Origin of the sequence: Flavobacterium dankookense, assembly GCF_004362665.1 — a bacterium.
Lineage (GTDB): Bacteria > Bacteroidota > Bacteroidia > Flavobacteriales > Flavobacteriaceae > Flavobacterium > Flavobacterium dankookense.
In genome coordinates this window covers 68,267-87,175 of the sequence record NZ_SNXR01000019.1, presented here as the reverse complement: position 1 = coordinate 87,175, position 18,909 = coordinate 68,267, and the positions used below count along the sequence as shown (strand labels likewise).

The 18,909-nt window shown below is 32.7% G+C and carries 19 protein-coding genes; 16 read left to right on the top strand and 3 right to left on the bottom strand.

The genetic code is table 11. The features are described from left to right. Positions 1–269 precede the first annotated feature (269 nt). Complete coding sequence (locus BC748_RS13925; protein ID WP_133534106.1) at positions 270–1,544, top strand: glucose-1-phosphate adenylyltransferase; 1,275 nt, start codon at positions 270–272, stop codon at positions 1,542–1,544. Positions 1,545–1,560: 16 nt separating this feature from the next. Here the strand turns inward: BC748_RS13925 and BC748_RS13920 are convergent, their stop codons facing one another. Together BC748_RS13920 and BC748_RS13915 are read right to left on the bottom strand one after the other, a co-directional pair. After that, positions 1,561–1,878: a cytochrome c gene (locus BC748_RS13920; RefSeq protein ID WP_133534105.1), complete on the bottom strand. Its 318-nt coding sequence runs from the start codon at positions 1,876–1,878 to the stop codon at positions 1,561–1,563. 192 nt (positions 1,879–2,070) lie between these two features. After that, positions 2,071–3,003 carry a peptidylprolyl isomerase gene (locus tag BC748_RS13915; protein WP_133534104.1) on the bottom strand — a complete coding sequence of 311 codons (933 nt, stop codon included), beginning with the start codon at positions 3,001–3,003 and terminating at the stop codon, positions 2,071–2,073. A 99-nt stretch (positions 3,004–3,102) separates the two neighbouring features. On the opposite strand from BC748_RS13915, the gene BC748_RS13910 reads away from it, so the two are divergent. From BC748_RS13910 to BC748_RS13895, 4 genes are all read left to right on the top strand, one after another. After that, positions 3,103–3,903 (top strand): class I SAM-dependent methyltransferase, encoded by an 801-nt coding sequence (locus BC748_RS13910; RefSeq protein WP_133534103.1) that lies wholly within the window; start codon positions 3,103–3,105, stop codon positions 3,901–3,903. A gap of 16 nt (positions 3,904–3,919) precedes the next feature. Further along, positions 3,920–4,597: a tRNA (guanosine(37)-N1)-methyltransferase TrmD gene (trmD, locus tag BC748_RS13905; RefSeq protein WP_133534102.1), complete on the top strand. Its 678-nt coding sequence runs from the start codon at positions 3,920–3,922 to the stop codon at positions 4,595–4,597. 130 nt (positions 4,598–4,727) lie between these two features. Continuing rightward, on the top strand, positions 4,728–5,084 hold the full coding sequence (gene rplS / locus BC748_RS13900) for a 50S ribosomal protein L19 (RefSeq protein ID WP_035125948.1): 357 nt from the start codon (positions 4,728–4,730) through the stop codon (positions 5,082–5,084). Between the two features lie 220 nt (positions 5,085–5,304). Further along, complete coding sequence (locus BC748_RS13895; protein ID WP_133534101.1) at positions 5,305–7,524, top strand: NADP-dependent isocitrate dehydrogenase; 2,220 nt, start codon at positions 5,305–5,307, stop codon at positions 7,522–7,524. 49 nt (positions 7,525–7,573) lie between these two features. Here the strand turns inward: BC748_RS13895 and BC748_RS13890 are convergent, their stop codons facing one another. Next, a complete protein-coding gene (locus BC748_RS13890) occupies positions 7,574–8,254 on the bottom strand; it encodes a hypothetical protein (RefSeq protein ID WP_133534100.1) in 681 nt (226 codons plus the stop codon). Positions 8,255–8,384: 130 nt separating this feature from the next. On the opposite strand from BC748_RS13890, the gene BC748_RS13885 reads away from it, so the two are divergent. The 11 genes from BC748_RS13885 (at position 8,385) to uvrB (ending at position 18,844) form a co-directional block, all read left to right on the top strand. After that, positions 8,385–10,757 (top strand): TonB-dependent receptor, encoded by a 2,373-nt coding sequence (locus tag BC748_RS13885; RefSeq protein ID WP_133534099.1) that lies wholly within the window; start codon positions 8,385–8,387, stop codon positions 10,755–10,757. Between the two features lie 3 nt (positions 10,758–10,760). Continuing rightward, the gene (locus BC748_RS13880; RefSeq protein WP_133534098.1) at positions 10,761–11,582 is read left to right on the top strand and encodes a DUF4249 domain-containing protein; all 822 of its coding nucleotides are present in this window, start codon (positions 10,761–10,763) and stop codon (positions 11,580–11,582) included. Between the two features lie 44 nt (positions 11,583–11,626). After that, entirely contained in the window at positions 11,627–12,283 is a 657-nt protein-coding gene (locus tag BC748_RS13875; RefSeq protein WP_133534097.1) for a thiamine diphosphokinase, read from the top strand. Between the two features lie 105 nt (positions 12,284–12,388). Then, complete coding sequence (locus tag BC748_RS13870; RefSeq protein ID WP_246014047.1) at positions 12,389–12,769, top strand: thioredoxin family protein; 381 nt, start codon at positions 12,389–12,391, stop codon at positions 12,767–12,769. A gap of 39 nt (positions 12,770–12,808) precedes the next feature. After that, positions 12,809–13,702 (top strand): FAD:protein FMN transferase, encoded by an 894-nt coding sequence (locus tag BC748_RS13865; protein WP_246014046.1) that lies wholly within the window; start codon positions 12,809–12,811, stop codon positions 13,700–13,702. Positions 13,703–13,714: 12 nt separating this feature from the next. Beyond that, positions 13,715–13,924, top strand: coding sequence for a DUF4266 domain-containing protein (locus BC748_RS13860; RefSeq protein WP_133534094.1), 210 nt, complete (start codon positions 13,715–13,717; stop codon positions 13,922–13,924). Positions 13,925–13,937: 13 nt separating this feature from the next. Next, positions 13,938–15,140 (top strand): DUF3570 domain-containing protein, encoded by a 1,203-nt coding sequence (locus BC748_RS13855; RefSeq protein ID WP_133534093.1) that lies wholly within the window; start codon positions 13,938–13,940, stop codon positions 15,138–15,140. 149 nt (positions 15,141–15,289) lie between these two features. Further along, a complete protein-coding gene (gene rlmF, locus BC748_RS13850) occupies positions 15,290–16,270 on the top strand; it encodes a 23S rRNA (adenine(1618)-N(6))-methyltransferase RlmF (RefSeq protein WP_133534092.1) in 981 nt (326 codons plus the stop codon). Between the two features lie 37 nt (positions 16,271–16,307). Continuing rightward, the gene (locus BC748_RS13845; RefSeq protein ID WP_133534091.1) at positions 16,308–16,526 is read left to right on the top strand and encodes a hypothetical protein; all 219 of its coding nucleotides are present in this window, start codon (positions 16,308–16,310) and stop codon (positions 16,524–16,526) included. Then, positions 16,511–16,816: a type II toxin-antitoxin system RelE/ParE family toxin gene (locus BC748_RS13840; protein ID WP_133534090.1), complete on the top strand. Its 306-nt coding sequence runs from the start codon at positions 16,511–16,513 to the stop codon at positions 16,814–16,816. The genes BC748_RS13845 and BC748_RS13840 overlap by 16 nt, the downstream gene beginning before the upstream one ends. Positions 16,817–16,855: 39 nt before the next feature. Beyond that, positions 16,856–18,844 (top strand): excinuclease ABC subunit UvrB, encoded by a 1,989-nt coding sequence (gene uvrB, locus BC748_RS13835; RefSeq protein ID WP_133534089.1) that lies wholly within the window; start codon positions 16,856–16,858, stop codon positions 18,842–18,844. The last annotated feature ends 65 nt before the right edge of the window (positions 18,845–18,909 follow it).

Sequence of the window (18,909 nt, the reverse complement as noted above, 5' to 3'; positions counted from 1 at the left end):
TAATAAATAGTAGAAAATATATTAATAAATAGTACAAAATATACTAATAAATAGTACAAATTTTTGATTAAAGAGTGTTGATTTATGAATGAATGACCATTTTAGTTTAAGACTACCGACCGCAACCCGACTTGAACGGAGCTCTTTTTATCTTTTCTTTTTTTAGAAAAGATAAAAAAGCGGGAGTGGAAGGCGGAATAGTTGCCCAAAAAAAATAATAAAAATAATAAAGAGGATGGTTTTTTTAGTTCCTCATAATGACATAGAAAATGATAAATAAATCAACATTAGCCATTATTCTTGGTGGCGGACAAGGTTCAAGATTGGCACCATTGACAGAAAGTCGTTCGAAACCAGCTGTTCCCATTGCTGGAAAATACCGTTTGGTTGACATTCCGATTTCTAATTGTATTAATTCAGATATCAAACGTATGTTTGTTTTGACGCAATTTAACTCGGCTTCGCTGAACCAACACATTAAAAACACTTATCATTTTAGCCATTTCAGTACGGCTTTTGTGGACATTCTAGCTGCTGAACAAACGCCAGATAATCCAACGTGGTTTCAAGGAACTGCCGATGCCGTTCGACAATGTATGACGCATTTTTTAAACCATGATTTTGATTATGCTTTGATACTTTCGGGCGATCAATTATATCAAATGGATTTTAATGAAATGATTAAAGCGCATCATGATTCTGGCGCTTCGATTTCTATCGCTACATTGCCTGTAACGGCAAAAGAAGCTCCAGAATTTGGAATTTTGAAAACCGATACGGAAAATTTTATTACTTCGTTTATAGAAAAACCAAAAGCTGATTTGTTGCCACAATGGACATCGGAAGTTAGTGAAGAATCCAAAGCGGAAGGCAAACACTATTTAGCATCGATGGGAATTTATATCTTCAATCGGGATTTGTTGGTGGAATTGATGAAAAATCAAGAAACGAAAGATTTTGGTAAAGAAATTATTCCGCAAGCCATTGGAAAACAAAAAATATTGAGCTATCAATATGAAGGATATTGGACTGATATTGGGAACATCGATTCGTTTTTTGAAGCTAATTTAGGTTTGACAGATGACATTCCAAAATTCAATTTATTTGATAATTCGAGTAAAATTTACACTCGTGCAAGGGTTTTGCCACCATCAAAAATTACTGGTGCTTCCACTATTGATAAATCAGTTATAGCTGAAGGTTGTATCATAAATGGTGTTACGGTAGAACATTCGGTGGTTGGAATTAGAAGTAGAATTGGTTTTGGTTCAACTATCATTGACTCTTATCTTATGGGTAATGATTATTATCAAAATCTAGAAGAAATCAGAACGAATGTTGAACATGGAATTATTAATATTGGTATTGGCGAACGTTGTTTTATTAGCAATACCATCGTTGATAAAAATTGTAGAATTGGAAATGATGTTCGACTCAATGGCGGCAAGCATTTAGAGGATACAAATACTGATTTATATACTGTAAAAGACGGAATTATTGTAGTTAAAAAAGGTGCCGTTTTACCAAATGGATTTAGTGTTTAAAAACTAATTATGCTGTTTATTGAGAATTAGCTGTTAAATATTTATAAATTTTTTCTCTATCAACATCTGTAATACCTGCTTCTTTTTGCATTCGATATACTATTGGTGACCATTGAGAAGCAGTGAAACGTTTAGGTTCAAATAATTCGTGACATTTATTACAATTGTTTTCATACAACATTTTACCCTCGGTTAATTCAGTATCCAGAATTGTCGCAAAAACCATAACTTTTGGTTCTTCTTTTTTAGCCACTTCTGTTGGAACACTTGATTTTGTAGCACAGGAATAAATTATTAGAGATAAAATCGAGAGTAAAGTAATTTTTAATTTCATGATTTATTGGTTTTTAAGTTAAAGTAAAACTATAAAAAAACCCGACAGAAGTTCTATCGGGTTGATTTATTAAGTAAAAATTAAGTAAAAGATTAATCTTCTATCCTATTCTTCACTTGTATTAAATATATAAAAATATCCCAAACCGTTCAGCTTTGGGATATTTAAAATTTAATATTTGAATATTTAATATTACTTCACATCCATCAATTCTACATCAAAAATTAATGTCGCATTTGGTGGAATTACACCTCCAGCACCTGCAGAACCATAGGCTAAATAAGATGGTATAACAAAACGAGCTTTATCGCCTACTTTTAAAAGAGCAATACCTTCATCCCAACCTTCAATAACATGACCTTTTCCTAATGGAAATTCGATTGGTTTTTTTCTAGGATACGATGAATCGAAAGTTTTACCATTATCTAATTGTCCTGTGTAATGAACTGAAACTGTTTTTCCTTTTTCAGCTTGTTTTCCGTTACCATTTTGGATTAATTTATAACGCAATCCGCTTTCCGTTTTTTCAAAACCAGCAGCTAACTTCTCCATGGCTTCTTCAGCTTGCTTTTTTGCCTCTTCAATTCTTTTTAATCGTGAACCTTCAAAAGTTCTAAACGCTTCGATAGCATTCCATTTTTGTGCTTCTTCACCAACTCTAACAATTTCAAGAGTTTCTAAAACATCACCTTGAGCTACAGCATCAACAACTTCTTGTCCTTCAACAACATGACCAAAAACAGTATGCTTATTATCTAACCAATTGGTTGGAACATGCGTTATAAAAAACTGAGAACCGTTACTTGCTGGTCCAGAATTTGCCATTGATAAAACTCCTGGTCTATCGTGTTTTAACGAAGGATGAAATTCGTCATCAAAACTATAACCTGGTCCGCCAGTTCCAATACCTTGAGGACAACCACCTTGAATCATAAAATCAGGAATTACTCTGTGGAATTTTAATCCGTCGTAATATTGCTTTCCCATCGGACGAGCTGAATTTTCTAATTGTCCTTCTGCTAAACCAACAAAGTTACCAACTGTTCCTGGAGTTAAATCGTGAGTTAGTTTTACTAAAATTGAACCTTTTGAGGTGTTGAATTTTGCGTATATTCCGTTTTCCATTGTATTTTTTTAAAAAATTTTGGTGCAAATTTACGAATAAAATTCATTAGAAACTATTTCCAAAACTGTACATTTGGCTAAATAATCAATTTAAACACGATGAAAAATACGGATAATTATATTGAACTAAACAAACAAACTTGGAACAATAAAACAGACGTTCACATTACCTCTGAATTTTATGATAACGAAAGTTTTCTGAAGGGAAAATCAACGTTAAACGATATTGAATTACAACTTCTTGGCGATGTTTCTGGTAAAAAGATTTTGCATTTGCAATGTCATTTTGGTCAAGATACTTTGTCATTAACACGACTTGGAGCAACCGTTACAGGACTAGATTTATCGGATAAAGCTATTGAAAAAGCTACTGAAATAGCAACAAAATTAAAGCTTGACGCCAATTTTGTTTGTTGCAATATCTATGATGCTATGGATTATATCAATGAAAAATTTGATATTGTTTTTACAAGTTATGGAACAATTGGTTGGTTTCCTGATCTAGATAAATGGGCAAAAATCGTTTCACACTTTTTACATCCAAAAGGTCAATTTATCATAGCTGATTTTCATCCTGTAGTTTGGATGTTTGACAATGATTTCAAAGAAGTTTTTTATAATTATTTTAATGTAGAACCAATTATTGAAGACGAATCTGGAACGTATGCTGATAGAAATTCCGAGATTTCATCGAAAACAGTTACATGGAACCATCCAACGAGTGAAATTTTAAATGCTTTAATACAATCGGGTTTAGAAATTAATTCATTTAATGAATATGATTATTCTCCGTATAATTGTTTTAATGAAACCGAAGAATTTGCACCTAGTAAATACAGAATTAAACATTTAGAAAATAAAATTCCAATGGTATATTCTATTTTGGCAACCAAAAAGTAAAACTTATCTTTGCCAAATGCGAATAGATATTATCACCATTTTACCCGATTTATTACGAAGTCCTTTTGAAGGTTCAATCATGAAACGTGCAATCGATAAAGGATTAGTGGAAGTTCATTTTCATAATTTAAGAGATTACACAACCAACAAACAAAAATCGGTTGACGATTATCCGTTTGGTGGTGGAGCTGGAATGGTAATGAATATTCAACCAATCGATGATTGTATTGCGCATTTAAAATCTCAAAGAAACTACGATGAAGTAATTTACATGTCACCTGATGGTGAAACTTTAAACCAGAAAATGGCAAACACAGCTTCTATGTATGAAAATATCATCATTCTTTGTGGACATTACAAAGGTGTGGATCAACGTGTTCGCGACCATTTAATAACCAAAGAAATCTCTATTGGTGATTATGTTCTTTCTGGTGGCGAAATTGGTGCCATTGTTTTCTGTGATGCTATCATTAGACTAATTCCAGGTGTTTTATCAGATGAAACTTCGGCTTTGACGGATAGTTTTCAAGACGGATTACTTTCTGGACCAATCTACACAAGACCTGCAGATTATAAAGGTTGGAAAGTTCCAGAAATTTTAACTAGCGGACATTTTGCCAAAATAGAAAAATGGCGCGAAGACAAAGCCTACGAACATACTAAAAATCGTCGTCCTGATTTACTTGAAGAATAGTTTTTTAAAAATATTCTTCAATTTATAATTCATAATTCATAATTTATAATTAATTTTGCACCCACATTTGACCAACCTCTGGCGAAAACCGTGAATGTTGCTCAGATTTTAAACCATAATAATCATAAAAATGGCAAATTTAGTAGATTTCGTTAATAACGAATTGTCAACAAAAAAAGATTTCCCTGCGTTCGGTGCTGGTGATACTATCACAGTTTACTACGAAATTAAAGAGGGTGAAAAAACAAGAACTCAGTTTTTTAAAGGAGTTGTTATCCAAAGAAAAGGTTCAGGATTAACTGAAACTTTCACAATCCGTAAAATGTCTGGTGCAGTTGGAGTTGAGCGTATCTTTCCAGTAAACATGCCAGCTTTACAAAAAGTTGAAGTGAACCAAAGAGGTAAAGTTAGAAGAGCTAGAATTTACTACTTCAGAGAACTTACTGGTAAAAAAGCAAAAATCAAAGAAAGAAGATATAAAAACTAATTCTTTCTTATATTGTATAAAAAAGTCTTCTTGCACAAACAAGGAGACTTTTTTTTTTGACAAAAAATTCACGTTTTGTCCAAACAAAAAATAATTTAAACATCAATTTTTAATTAATCCTCAATTTTATTGATTTGTATAGTAATTTTACACTTAATTCTACTCAATTTTATATATTTGTGTTCCACAGATTATTCTAAAACAAATAAACGAATACCTAATGTTAGATTCTAAAATTATTTATACCATTACGGATGAAGCACCTATGCTCGCCACACATTCTTTATTACCAATTATTCAAGCCTTCACAAAACCTGCAGGAATTTCAGTTGAAACAAGAGATATTTCATTAGCAGGAAGAATTTTGGCGAATTTTCCAGAATATTTAAACGACAATCAAAAACAATCGGATGATTTAGCTGAATTAGGACTTTTGGCAACAACTCAAGAAGCAAATATTATAAAATTACCAAATATCTCAGCTTCGGTTCCTCAATTGAAAGAAGCTATAAAAGAATTACAGGCAAAAGGATATAAAATTCCTGATTTTCCTGAAGATGCTCAAACCGATGATGAAAAAGCAGCTAAAGCAAAGTACGCAAAAGTATTAGGTTCTGCAGTAAATCCAGTTCTTCGTGAAGGAAACTCTGACCGTAGAGCGCCAAAAGCGGTTAAAAATTACGCTAAAAAGAATCCCCACAAAATGGGTGTTTGGAGTTCTGATAGTAAAACAGAAGTAGCTCATATGGAAACGGGAGATTTTTTTGGAACTGAAAATTCTACCACGATTGATAACGATACTAAATATAAAATTGTTTTTACAAGCAAAGCAGGTCAAACTAAAGTTTTAAAAGATTTAGCTAACCTAAAAGCTGGCGAAGTAATCGATAGTTCAGTAATGAATATGCACGCTTTGAAAGCTTATGCGAAAAAAGTGATTTCTGATGCAAAAGCTAAAAATGTAATGCTATCCGTTCATCTGAAATCAACGATGATGAAAGTTTCTGACCCAATTATTTTTGGAGCGATTGTAGAAGCCTATTTTGAAGAAGTTTACACAAAATATTCCGAAACTTTTAAAGCATTAGATATAACTCCTGATTATGGTTTGCAAGATTTGTACAATAAAATTGCAGGACATTCATTAGAAGCTGAAATTAAACAAGCAATTTCAGATGCTATTACCAATGGACCAAGAATTGCTATGGTAAATAGCGATAAAGGAATTACAAATTTCCATGTTTCTTCAGATGTTATTGTTGATGCGTCAATGGCTGCATTAGCAAGAAATGGAGGGAAAATGTGGAATGCAGAAGGAAAAGAAGAAGACACAATTGCTATGATTCCGGATCGTTCGTATGCAGGATTTTACAGCGCTTGCATTGAAGAAATGAGAAAAAATGGCGCCTTAGATCCAAAAACAATTGGTTCTGTTCCAAATGTAGGCTTGATGGCACAAAAAGCAGAAGAATATGGTTCGCACGATAAAACATTCCAACTTTCTGAAGATGGATTAGTAACAATTGAAACTGAAAACGGTACAGTTTTACTATCGCAAACTGTTTCTGCTGGCGATATATTTAGAATGTGCCAAACTAAAGATGCGCCAATTCAAGATTGGGTAAAACTTGCTGTAAACAGAGCGAAATTATCCGATACAACTGCTATTTTTTGGTTAGATAAAGATAGAGCTCACGATAGAGAAATTATCAAAAAAGTTGAAAAATACTTAAAAGATTTTGATACAAACGGACTGGATATTCGCATCATGGATGTAAAAGATGCAATGACAGAAACGTTACGAATTATTAGAACTGGTAAAGATGTCATTTCAGTATCAGGAAATGTTTTACGTGATTATCTAACTGATTTATTCCCGATTTTAGAATTGGGTACATCAGCAAAAATGCTATCTATAGTACCATTGATGAATGGTGGTGGATTATTTGAAACTGGCGCTGGTGGTTCGGCTCCAAAACACGTAGAACAATTTATAGAAGAAGGATATTTACGTTGGGATTCTTTAGGAGAATTTTTAGCATTACAAGCTTCTTTAGAACATTTGGCTCAAACCTTAAATAATTCTAAAGCACAAGTTTTAGCTGATACCTTAGATGAAGCGAATGCTAAATTCTTAGAAAATGACAAATCTCCTGCTAGAAAAGTTGGTGAATTAGATAATAGAGGTTCGCATTTCTTTTTAACGTTGTATTGGGCACAAGCTTTAGCAAACCAAAATAACGATACTGAATTAAAAGCAATCTTCACTCCTATTGCAAATGAATTAACAACAAATGAAAGCAAAATAAATCAAGAGTTAATCGATAGTCAAGGAATTAAAAATGACATTGGAGGTTATTATAAACCAAATACTGATTTACTCAATGCCAAGATGCGTCCGAGCAAAACATTGAATGAAATTTTAGCTCAACTGAATTAAATTTCATCAATCATTTAAATATAAAAAAGACGACTTTCAGTCGTCTTTTTTATTTCTGTTCTTCTAAAACACCTTTTTCTTTTAGGATAATCAATTTGGCTTTTACTCCAGTTGTTAAATTCCATTTATTGGTAGTAATCATCCCTTTTTTCTGATCATAAATTACAAATTGAGCAGTATTAGGTCCAGACTCGCCTTGATTTAAAGCTTCTATTTCGATTTTATTTATTCCTTCGTCTAAGTCTAAAAAAACCTCTCTAAATTCAACATCAAGAAGAATTGCATCAACTACAATTTTATCATTAAGCCAAATTCTAACTACATCACCATCAGGAGCTTCATGGTCACGACAAGCAATACTGATTATCTTTGTTCCTACTTTAAAATTACCTAAAAAGCTATCACTTTTGAATTTTTCGAGAATTTTACCATCACTTTTTTTATTCATCTTTTCAGTATAATCAGCAGCTGGATTTTCGAATTTCTCCGTTTCCATTATACTTTTTTCAGGTTCCTGTTTTTTATTTAAAAGAGAAACACTTTCAGATAGTTTATCTTTTTTATCAAAAATGCTTGGATAAGTTATTGCTCGTGATGATGTGGGAGAAACTTGCCCACTCGGATTTGAAATAGGCGCAATTTTTAATGTCTTCTTTGGCATTTCAAACTGTGAAAAACCATTGAAGCAAAAAAATAATGTAAACATTAGTGCAAAACCTGCTTTCATCATAGTAAAAAATTTATGGTAAAAGTATCTAATTAAAAGAAAACTAGTATTTTTAATTAACCAAATCTTAACAAATGATTATGATTAACTAAACCGATTAATGTTGAATTTTGCTAAACTAACATCCAAATTTATGCCAAAAAATATTTTAGCCATTTTTTTTATCTTTTTTGCTACACTTCAAGCAATTTCACAAGAAAAATTTACTATTAGCGGCGTAGTTTCTGATAGTAGAAATAAAGAAACACTCATTGGCGTTTCCGTTTATATTCAAGAAACTAAAACAGGTATAGTCACAAACGAGTATGGATTTTACTCCATCACATTGCCAAAAGGCGATTATACAATTTCAACAAGTTATGTTGGTTATCAAACTGTTGAAGAAAAAATTAGTCTAAATCAAAATACCAAAAAAAACTTTTTACTTTCAGAAAGTAGCCAAGTCCTTAACGAAGTAATTATTGTTGACAATAAAAAACGCATCGACATCAGAAAACCGGAAATGAGTGTCAACAAACTGACCATTCAGGAAATCAAAGAAATGCCTGTTATTTTTGGAGAAGTTGATATTATTAAATCCATTTTAACTTTACCTGGAGTTACCAATGCTGGCGAAGGACAATCGGGTTTTAACGTTCGTGGCGGTGGCGCGGATCAAAATTTGGTTTTACTAGACGAAGCTACGATTTATAATTCTTCTCACCTATTTGGATTATTTTCGGTTTTTAACCCAGATGCTATCAAAGATTTAAAATTATATAAAGGCGGAATTCCAGCTCGTTATGGTGGAAGATTGTCTTCTATTTTGGATATTTATCAAAAAGAAGGAAACAAAAACGATTTTCATATGAATGGTGGAATTGGTTTAATTTCCAGTAGAATTCTTGCCGAAGGTCCAATTGTAAAAGACAAAGGTTCTTTTGTTGTTGCCGGAAGAGCATCGTATGCACATCTTTTTCTAAAATTAATTGACAATCCAAATTCGGCATATTTCTATGATTTGAATACCAAATTGAGTTATTCGTTAAACGAAAAAAACAACATTTATCTTTCGGGTTATTTTGGAAGAGATGTTTTTCAGTTGAATGATAGTTTTGTTAATACGTATGGAAATTCGGTGTTAAATTTCCGTTGGAACCATTTATTTTCGGATAAATTATTTTCCAATTTATCCATGATTTATTCTGATTATTATTATGGATTAAAATTAGACATCATCGGTTTCAATTGGGATAGCGGTATCAAAAACTACAACATCAAATATGATTTCAAACATTATATTTCTGACAAATTCAAATTAACCTATGGAATTCAATCGAATTATTATGATTTCAATCCAGGGAAAATTGAACCAACACGTCCCGATTCTGGAATTAATGCTGACCAACTTGACAAAAAATATGCTTTAGAAAATTCGATTTACATCGATGCGGAACATCAAATTACTAAAAATTTAACCTTATCCTATGGACTTCGCGGAAGTTCATTTCTTCGATTAGGTCAGCAAACATTGAATACATACGCTAATAATCAACCTGTAACGTTCAACCAAAATTTCCAAATCTATGAAAGTGCTGAACCAATAGGAACTGTGAGTTATGGGAAAAATCAAACCATTGCTAAGTTTGACAATCTAGAACCACGTTTTTCTGTTTCTTATGCTTTAAATGACGATCAATCTATCAAAGCAAGTTACAACAGAATGACACAATATTTGCATTTAATTTCTAATACGCAATCACCAACTCCTTTGGATGTTTGGGCGCCAAGCGATCAATATTTAAAACCACAACTACTCGACCAAGTTGCCGTTGGTTATTTCCAAAATTTCAAAGACGATGAATATTCACTGGAAACCGAAACGTTTTATAAAACCATCAAAAACCGTGTAGATTACATTGATGGTGCAAATTTAATTGCGAACGAAGCAATCGAAAGAGTGGTTTTAAATGGAAATGCACGAGCGTATGGTTTAGAAGTTTTGTTCCGAAAAAATACTGGTCAATTTAAAGGTTGGCTTTCTTATACACTCTCCAGAACCGAACAACAAGTTGAAGGCAGAACGCCAGTCGAAACTGGAATTAATAACGGCGATTGGTATAAAACAGGTTTTGATAAAACCCACAATTTATCATTAGTTGGAAATTATAAATTGAATGAAAAATGGCGATTTGGTGCTAATTTCATTTTTCAAACAGGACAACCAGTAACGTTCCCAGATGGACAATATGAATACGAAGGAATTACGGTTCCGAATTTCAGTTCGAGAAACGAAAACAACTTACCCTCATATCATCGATTGGATGTTTCGGCAACCTTAACTCCAAGAAAAAATAAAGGCAGAAAATGGCAAGCAGAATGGGTTTTTGGAATTTATAACATCTACAACCGCATGAATGCTGCATCGATTACGTTCAGACAAAATCAAGAAACCGCTTCAAACGAAGCCATTCGATTATCAATTTTTGGATTTGTACCAAGTGCAACCTATAATATCAAATTTTAAGCTATGAAAAAGTTATCCTATATAAGTTTCCTTTTAATTTTGATTGCTTTCACTTCGTGTGAGGAAGTAATTGATGTTAATTTAGAAAATGGCGAACCACGATTGGTCATCGAAGCTTCCATCAATTGGTATGCTGAAACTAGTGGAAATGAACAACGAATAAAACTCTCTACTACAACCGATTATTTTTCAAATACTATTCCACCAGTTAGCGGAGCAATCGTTTTTATAACCAATAGTTCATCGCAAGTATTTACCTTTGTTGAAGAAGAAACTGCTGGAACTTACAAATGTTATGATTTTGTTCCTGTTGTAAACGAAACCTATACATTAACAGTTATTCACGAAGGTGAAACCTATATTTCCACCGAAAAACTTTTAAATACGCCTGTCGTTACTAGAATTGAACAAAAAGATGATGGTGGAATTCTTGGACAAGACATCGAAGTAAAATTCTTTTTTGATGATTTAGAAAATGAAACGAATCACTATTTCTTGCGAATTGATGATCCTTATAAAGTAATTCCAGAATATGGTGTTCTTGAAGATAAATTCTTTGAAAATAATGAAATGTTTGGTTTGTATTTCAGCGAAGATTTAAAAGCTGGCGATACTATAAAATTCACCTTAAACGGTGTTACTTTAAACTATTACAACTACATGAATATTCTTTTGGCACAAACAGGAACTAATAGCGCTGGACCATTTTCTACACCAACATCAACTATTAGAGGAAATATTGTAAACCAAACCAATTTCAATAACTTTGCTCTAGGTTATTTCCGTGTAAGTAAAACCGAAGTAAAAGAATATGTTATTGAGTAAAATGAAAAGATTTTAGGTTATATTTAAAATCTAATATTTAAAAAATGTCATCACACCACATTGTTCGCGACGACCAAGAACCCGCATTAATCATTGCCAATGGTGCCGAATGTAGCAACGAGCTTTTAGGACAACTTTTAGAATGGTCACCAATGGTGATTGTACTTGATAGCGCAATGGAACGAGTAGTCGACTTGGGAATTAAAGTTGATGTGTTGTTAGGTGATTTTGATGGCGATTTTAATCCCGAAATTTATAAGGAAAAACAGTTTCCTCTCGAAATCGTTCATTCGCCAAACCAAGACAAAACTGATTTGGAGAAAGCTTTCGACTATTTAATCGAAAAAGGACACAAGGCTGTAAATGTGATTTGGGCAACTGGACGAAGAATTGATCATACACTTCATAATTTGACCATTTCTGCTAACTATCAAAATCAATTGAAAATTGTTTTTTGGGATGATTATTCCAAAGCATTTTTATTGCCAAAAAAATATCAAAAATGGTACACAAAAGACACCATACTTTCCTTAATTCCAATTGGAACAGTTGAAAATATTACTACAGAAAATCTTTTTTACCCACTTCAAAAAGAAAATCTAAAACTAGGATATAGAACTGGAAGTAGCAATCATGTCGCCAATGACGGAATTGTTTCTATTGAATTTGAAAAAGGCGATTTAATCTTAATCGAAAGTTAAGCCTATTTTTGAACATCGGTTGGTTAATGTGAATACATTTACTCTACTTTAATTCCATAACCGATGAAAACCAATTTATTTTTATGTCTGTTTTTATTAACACAGATGTCCTTCAGCCAACAAGTTAACACGCTTGAAAAATCAATTGCTATTGCCAAAGAAGAAAACAAAAAAGTACTATTCTATTTTTCAGGTTCCGATTGGTGTTCACCTTGCGTAAAGTTCAAAAAAAACTACATCGAAACGGAAGTCTTTAAGGAATTTGCTCAAAAAAACCTTATCCTTTTTAATGCTGACTTTCCCAAACTGAAAAAAAATCAATTATCAAAAGAGCAAACTATCGAAAACGAGCAGCTTGCTGAAAAATACAATTCCAAAGGACTTTTTCCATTAATACTTCTTTTAGACCAAAACGGTACTATTTTAAAAAAATGGGAAAAAGCACCATCGGAAACTTTAGAAGAATTTATCGCTCAATTACAATAGAACTTTCCTGAGATGTTATTCAAAAAAAACATACGATTAATGGGTAATCAATTCGAATTCACTTTGATTGATGAAAATGAAAATCGTGCGGAAGAAAACTTTGAAATTGCTATTGAAGAAATCAGAAGAATTGAAACGCTTTTAACCACATTCTCAGATACTAGCATCACATACAAAATAAACGAAAATGCAGGTATAAAGCCTATCGAAGTGGATAATGAAGTTTTTGAATTGATAAAAAGATGTCAATTTATTTCTAAGATTACGCAAGGTGCTTTTGACATCAGTTACGGAAGTTTAGATAAACGATTTTGGAATTTTGATTTGAAAATGACTTCACTTCCAGAACCCGAAACCGCTAAAAAGGCGGTAGCATTAATCAATTATGAAAACATTCTTTTAGACGAAAATAACAAAACCGTTTTTTTAAAGAATAAAGGAATGCGAATTGGTTTTGGTGGCATTGGTAAAGGTTATGCCGCAGAAATGGCAAAGAAAAAACTCATTGAAAACAATGTTTTAAATGGTATTGTTAATGCATCAGGCGATTTATCCGCTTGGGGTTTTCAAGAAAATGGCGAGGCTTGGACTATCGGCGTTGCCGATCCTAATCAGAAGAAATCCATTTTTTCTACGTTTAAAATTACGAATAAAGCAGTGGCAACATCTGGTAACTATGAAAAATTTATTGTGATTGACAACAAACGTTATTCGCATACTATAGATCCAAAAACAGGTTATCCTATTTCGGGTATAAAAAGCGTTACTATTCTTGCCGACAATGCCGAGATAGCTGATGCACTTGCAACTCCTGTGACCGTAATGGGAATTGAAGTTGGATTAAATTTTATAAATCAATTGAAGACGATTGGTTGCATCATTATTGACGATAACGATAAAACCTATTTCTCCAAAAATATTACTATTAACTAATACCTCAAACCAATGAAAAAGACTTTTATTGCTTTTCTTTCGCTAGTTGCCTTTTGCTCTTGTAGCTCCGTGAAAGAATACCAAAAATCAAAAATTAATGATGCTGAAATGGCATTGACCGCAAAAAAAACCGAAAAATTTGAAAATACTTTTCAACTCTACAGAGAAGCAAGTTCAGGTGCTAACGGTGGAAAAACTGGCGGTGGATGCGGTTGTAATTAAATTATAATTAAAAATGAAAAAAAGATTAATAACAGCAGCATGTTTGGCTTTTTTGTTTGCACATCAAGGTAAAGCGCAAAATGACAGTATTTCTAGCAATTACAAAAAACAAAAGCTAAAAATAGAAGAAATCAATTTCATCACAAGTTATTATACCCAAGACGGAAATAATTCTGCTGTAACTGGTGGTGAAGGAACTGAAAAATTAACGGATATCGCTACTAATTTTGAAGTTATTTTATCGAAAAAAGATAAAAAAAATAATGTCCATACTTTAGGTGTTAATGTTGGTATAGACAGTTATTCTTCTGCTTCTTCTGACAAGATAGACCCAAGCACAGTTACTTCGGCTTCATATCAAGATATCCGAATTTATCCTTCGGCAAATTACAGTTATGCAAACGAAGAAAAGAAAACAGTTTATAATGCTGGAGTTTCATTTTCTGCCGAATATGATTATTTTTCAATTGGTGCCAATGTTGGTTTTGCAAAAACTTCCAAAGACAACAATCGCGAATTCTCCGTTAAAGGAATGGCTTTTTTTGATACTTGGAAAGTAATTTTACCAATTGAACTGCGGAATAATCCATCCGATAATGATGCAAGGCACAACGATTCAAAACCGAGGAATTCCTATAATCTTGGACTATCATTGTCACAAGTAATCAATAAAAATTTCCAAATTGCATTACTTGCTGATATTGGTTATCAAGAAGGACTTTTGGCTACTAAATTTAATCGTGTCTATTTTGAAGACCTTTCGGTACGTTCAGAAAAATTGCCAAATACACGTTTCAAAATCCCAATTGGAATTCGAGGAAATTATTTCCTAAATGATAAAATTGTGCTTAGAACTTTTTATAGATATTACTACGATAATTGGAATATCAATTCACATACTTTTAGTTTTGAACCAAGTTATAAGTTAACCGAATTCTCCTCTTTATCAATTCCATATCGATTTTATCAGCAAAGTCAAGCCAAGTATTTTGATTCCAAAAATCAACACGAACTCACCAATGAATATTACACAAGCGATTATGATTTATCAAAATTCTCCAGTAATATGATTGGTCTAGGTTACCATGTTGTGGATAGTAATAAGGGAATTTTTAATATCAAACGAATTCACAGTTTCGATATTCGATATGGATATTACACCAGAACTGATGGATTGGACTCGCATATTATCACCTTGGCGCTACAATTCAAATAGAATTTAAACCGATAAAATCACCAATAATAAACCATCGAGAAATAGATAAATCTGGATGGTTTTTTTATTTTATTAAGATAAAAGGCTATGAATTTTACTGTTGTCCAACCCATACTAATTACTTATATTTGGTATTGAGAAATGACAAAATGAAGAACAAAATAATTCCCGAAAAAACAACACTACATCCTAGAAATCCTCATAGATTTAGATACGATTTTGAAAAATTAATTTACAATTATCCTATTTTAAAAAATTATATTTTCGTCAATGAATTTGATGTTGACACGAGCAAAAGCAAACAGGCGAAGCAAACTATTGATTTTGCCAATCCTGAAGCCGTAAAAGCTTTAAACAAAGCTATTTTAATCTCAGATTATGGAGTACAATATTGGGATATTCCTAAAAATTATTTGTGTCCGCCAATTCCTGGAAGAGCTGATTATATTCATTATTTAGCTGATTTATTAGCCAAATCAAACAATGACATTATCCCCGAAGGTGAAAATGTAATCGGTCTAGATGTCGGAATTGGTGCCAATTGTGTCTATCCGATTATAGGAAATCACGAATACCAATGGAGTTTTGTTGGAACTGACATTGATGAAAATGCACTTCAAAATTGCAAAAAAATCATTGCTAAAAATCCGCATTTGATTGAAGTCATTAGCTTGCAATTGCAAGTGGAACCAAGATTTATTTTCAAAAATATTATTTTACCCGAAGATAAATTTGCTTTTACTATTTGCAATCCACCATTTCACTCATCGCAAGACGAAGCAACTAAGGCCGCTTTGAGAAAAGTAAATAATTTGGAAGATACGAAGACAAGCAAACCTATCTTAAATTTTGGCGGTCAAAACGCCGAACTTTGGTGTACTGGTGGCGAAATTGGTTTCATAACTCAAATGATTTACGAAAGCGTAAAATATCCGTTGCAAGTGTTTTGGTTTACCACTTTAGTTTCCAAAAAAGACAATTTAAGAAGCATTTACAAAACGTTGAACAAAGTTGGAGCAGTTGAAATTAAAACAATAGAAATGGCTCAAGGTCAAAAAATAAGCCGTTTTGTAGCATGGACTTTCTTAAGCGAAAAACAACAGAAAGACTGGAAGTTTAACATTGATTGATGCTTTTTTTATTAAATTTGTATAAACTATATTCATCATGAGTACAATTGAACTAAAAAACTTGGTAATTTCTAAGATATCAGAAATTAACGACGAAGCATTTTTGGCTGCTATAAACACAATTTTGGATAGTAAATCTGAAAGTGTTGAGGATTATAATTTAGATTTAAAAAAATCTGAAGATGATATTGCACATGAAAATGTAGCAACACATAACCAATTTTTAGAAAAAATAGCTCAATGGAAAAAGAGATAATTTGGACACAAACTTCTCAAAATCAATTAGAAGATATTTATTTTTATTTATTGGAGGAAACAAAGAACTTTGAAATCGCAGACAAAGTAATTGACACATTAGCAACTTCTGTAGAAATTCTTAAAAGAAATTGTGAAATTTATGAAATAGATGAAATGCGAATTCCAATTGATGAAAATTATCGTGCTTTTGAAAAATTTAATTATCGAATTTCATATAAAATAGATTTTGACAAAATCTATATTCTTAGAGTAAGACACACTAGTAGAAATCCGAAATTTTATCGATAATCAACTTTATTTAAGTTGATATTTAGTCAAAATCAATACATGAAATTCCAAGTCGCATCCGATTATAAACCCACAGGCGATCAGCCACAAGCCATTGAAAAACTTTCAAACGGAATTATCAATGGCGAAAAATACCAAACTTTATTAGGAGTTACTGGTTCAGGAAAGACATTTACCGTTGCCAATGTAATTCAGAATGTAGAAAAACCAACGCTAGTTTTGGCACACAACAAAACATTAGCTGCTCAATTATACTCCGAATTCAAGCAATTTTTTCCAAATAATTCGGTGCAATATTTCGTTTCTTACTATGATTATTATCAACCAGAAGCGTTTATTCCGGTAACTGGAACGTATATTGAGAAAGATTTATCCATCAATGAAGAACTAGAAAAACTGCGTTTAAGCACAACTTCTGCCCTACTTTCCGGTCGTCGTGACATCATTGTAATTTCCTCTGTTTCTTGTCTTTATGGTATTGGAAATCCGGTTGAATTTCAGAAAAATGTAGTTTCAGTTGAGAAAAATCAAGTAATTTCTAGAACCAAATTATTACATCGATTGGTTCAAAGTTTATATTCACGAACCGAAGTCGAATTCACTCCAGGAACATTCAGAATTAAGGGCGATACCGTTGATATATTTCCAAGTTATGGCGATGAACCGTTCCGAATTCACTTTTTTGGTGATGAAATTGAAGATATTGAAGCCTTTGATGCAAGAAGTTCGAAAGTTTTAGAAAAATACGAAAAACTGACTATTTATCCGGCGAATATGTTTGTGACTTCACCCGATGTATTGCAAGCTGCCATTTGGGACATTCAACAAGATTTGGTAAAACAAGTCGATTATTTTAAGGAAATCGGGAAACATTTAGAAGCAAAACGATTGGAAGAACGCACCAATTTCGATTTAGAAATGATACGCGAACTTGGTTATTGCTCAGGAATTGAGAATTATTCTCGTTACCTAGACCGACGTTTGCCGGGAACACGACCTTTCTGTTTACTCGATTATTTTCCAGATGATTTCTTGATGGTAGTGGATGAAAGTCACGTTACCATTTCCCAAGTTCATGCCATGTATGGCGGCGATAGAAGTCGAAAAGAGAATTTGGTGGAATATGGTTTCCGACTTCCTGCAGCGATGGACAATCGTCCGTTGAAATTTGAAGAATTCGAAAGTATGCAAAATCAAGTCATTTATGTTTCGGCTACACCTGCCGATTATGAATTGCAAAAATCAGAAGGAATTTATGTTGAGCAAGTCATTCGTCCAACAGGATTGCTGGATCCAATTATAGAAGTTCGACCGAGTTTGAACCAAATTGACGATTTAATTGAAGAAATTCAACAACGTTGTGAAGTGGACGAACGTGTTTTGGTCACTACTTTAACCAAAAGAATGGCAGAAGAACTGACCAAATATTTGACGAAAGTTTCCATTCGTTGCCGTTATATTCACTCTGATGTTGATACTCTAGAACGTGTAGAAATCATGCAAGATTTGCGTAAAGGTTTGTTTGATGTTTTGATTGGTGTGAACTTACTTCGTGAAGGTTTGGATTTACCCGAAGTTTCATTGGTTGCCATTCTTGATGCTGACAAAGAAGGTTTTTTACGAAGTCATCGTTCATTGACGCAAACTGTTGGTCGTGCCGCTAGAAACGTAAACGGAAAAGCTATTATGTATGGTGATAAAATCACAGCTTCTATGCAAAAAACAATTGACGAAACCAATTACCGTCGTGAAAAACAAATCAATTACAATACCAAACACGGATTGGAACCAAAAGCATTAAATAAAAGTTTGGGAAGTGCTTTAGCTGGAAATTCAGTTTCAACGCAATATTATGAAAACCAAGTTTTAAAAGCCGCCGAACCCGAAAGCGAATACTTATCAAAACCCGAAATCGAAAAGAAAATTCGCGATGCCAGAAAAGCGATGGAAAATGCAGCCAAAGATTTAGACTTCATGCAAGCAGCAAAATTCCGTGATGAGATTAAAGCGCTACAAGACAGGATTTAATAAAAGACAATGTAACATCAAAATGTTACATATTTACTATTTACATTAAGTTTTATTAGGTAAAA

Coding starts and splice junctions, on each gene's coding strand:
- BC748_RS13925 (WP_133534106.1), top strand. CDS start 270: ATGATAAATAAATCAACATTAGCCATTATTCTTGGTGGCGGACAAGGT.
- BC748_RS13920 (WP_133534105.1), bottom strand. CDS start 1,878: ATGAAATTAAAAATTACTTTACTCTCGATTTTATCTCTAATAATTTAT.
- BC748_RS13915 (WP_133534104.1), bottom strand. CDS start 3,003: ATGGAAAACGGAATATACGCAAAATTCAACACCTCAAAAGGTTCAATT.
- BC748_RS13910 (WP_133534103.1), top strand. CDS start 3,103: ATGAAAAATACGGATAATTATATTGAACTAAACAAACAAACTTGGAAC.
- trmD (WP_133534102.1), top strand. CDS start 3,920: ATGCGAATAGATATTATCACCATTTTACCCGATTTATTACGAAGTCCT.
- rplS (WP_035125948.1), top strand. CDS start 4,728: ATGGCAAATTTAGTAGATTTCGTTAATAACGAATTGTCAACAAAAAAA.
- BC748_RS13895 (WP_133534101.1), top strand. CDS start 5,305: ATGTTAGATTCTAAAATTATTTATACCATTACGGATGAAGCACCTATG.
- BC748_RS13890 (WP_133534100.1), bottom strand. CDS start 8,254: ATGATGAAAGCAGGTTTTGCACTAATGTTTACATTATTTTTTTGCTTC.
- BC748_RS13885 (WP_133534099.1), top strand. CDS start 8,385: ATGCCAAAAAATATTTTAGCCATTTTTTTTATCTTTTTTGCTACACTT.
- BC748_RS13880 (WP_133534098.1), top strand. CDS start 10,761: ATGAAAAAGTTATCCTATATAAGTTTCCTTTTAATTTTGATTGCTTTC.
- BC748_RS13875 (WP_133534097.1), top strand. CDS start 11,627: ATGTCATCACACCACATTGTTCGCGACGACCAAGAACCCGCATTAATC.
- BC748_RS13870 (WP_246014047.1), top strand. CDS start 12,389: ATGTCCTTCAGCCAACAAGTTAACACGCTTGAAAAATCAATTGCTATT.
- BC748_RS13865 (WP_246014046.1), top strand. CDS start 12,809: ATGGGTAATCAATTCGAATTCACTTTGATTGATGAAAATGAAAATCGT.
- BC748_RS13860 (WP_133534094.1), top strand. CDS start 13,715: ATGAAAAAGACTTTTATTGCTTTTCTTTCGCTAGTTGCCTTTTGCTCT.
- BC748_RS13855 (WP_133534093.1), top strand. CDS start 13,938: ATGAAAAAAAGATTAATAACAGCAGCATGTTTGGCTTTTTTGTTTGCA.
- rlmF (WP_133534092.1), top strand. CDS start 15,290: ATGAAGAACAAAATAATTCCCGAAAAAACAACACTACATCCTAGAAAT.
- BC748_RS13845 (WP_133534091.1), top strand. CDS start 16,308: ATGAGTACAATTGAACTAAAAAACTTGGTAATTTCTAAGATATCAGAA.
- BC748_RS13840 (WP_133534090.1), top strand. CDS start 16,511: ATGGAAAAAGAGATAATTTGGACACAAACTTCTCAAAATCAATTAGAA.
- uvrB (WP_133534089.1), top strand. CDS start 16,856: ATGAAATTCCAAGTCGCATCCGATTATAAACCCACAGGCGATCAGCCA.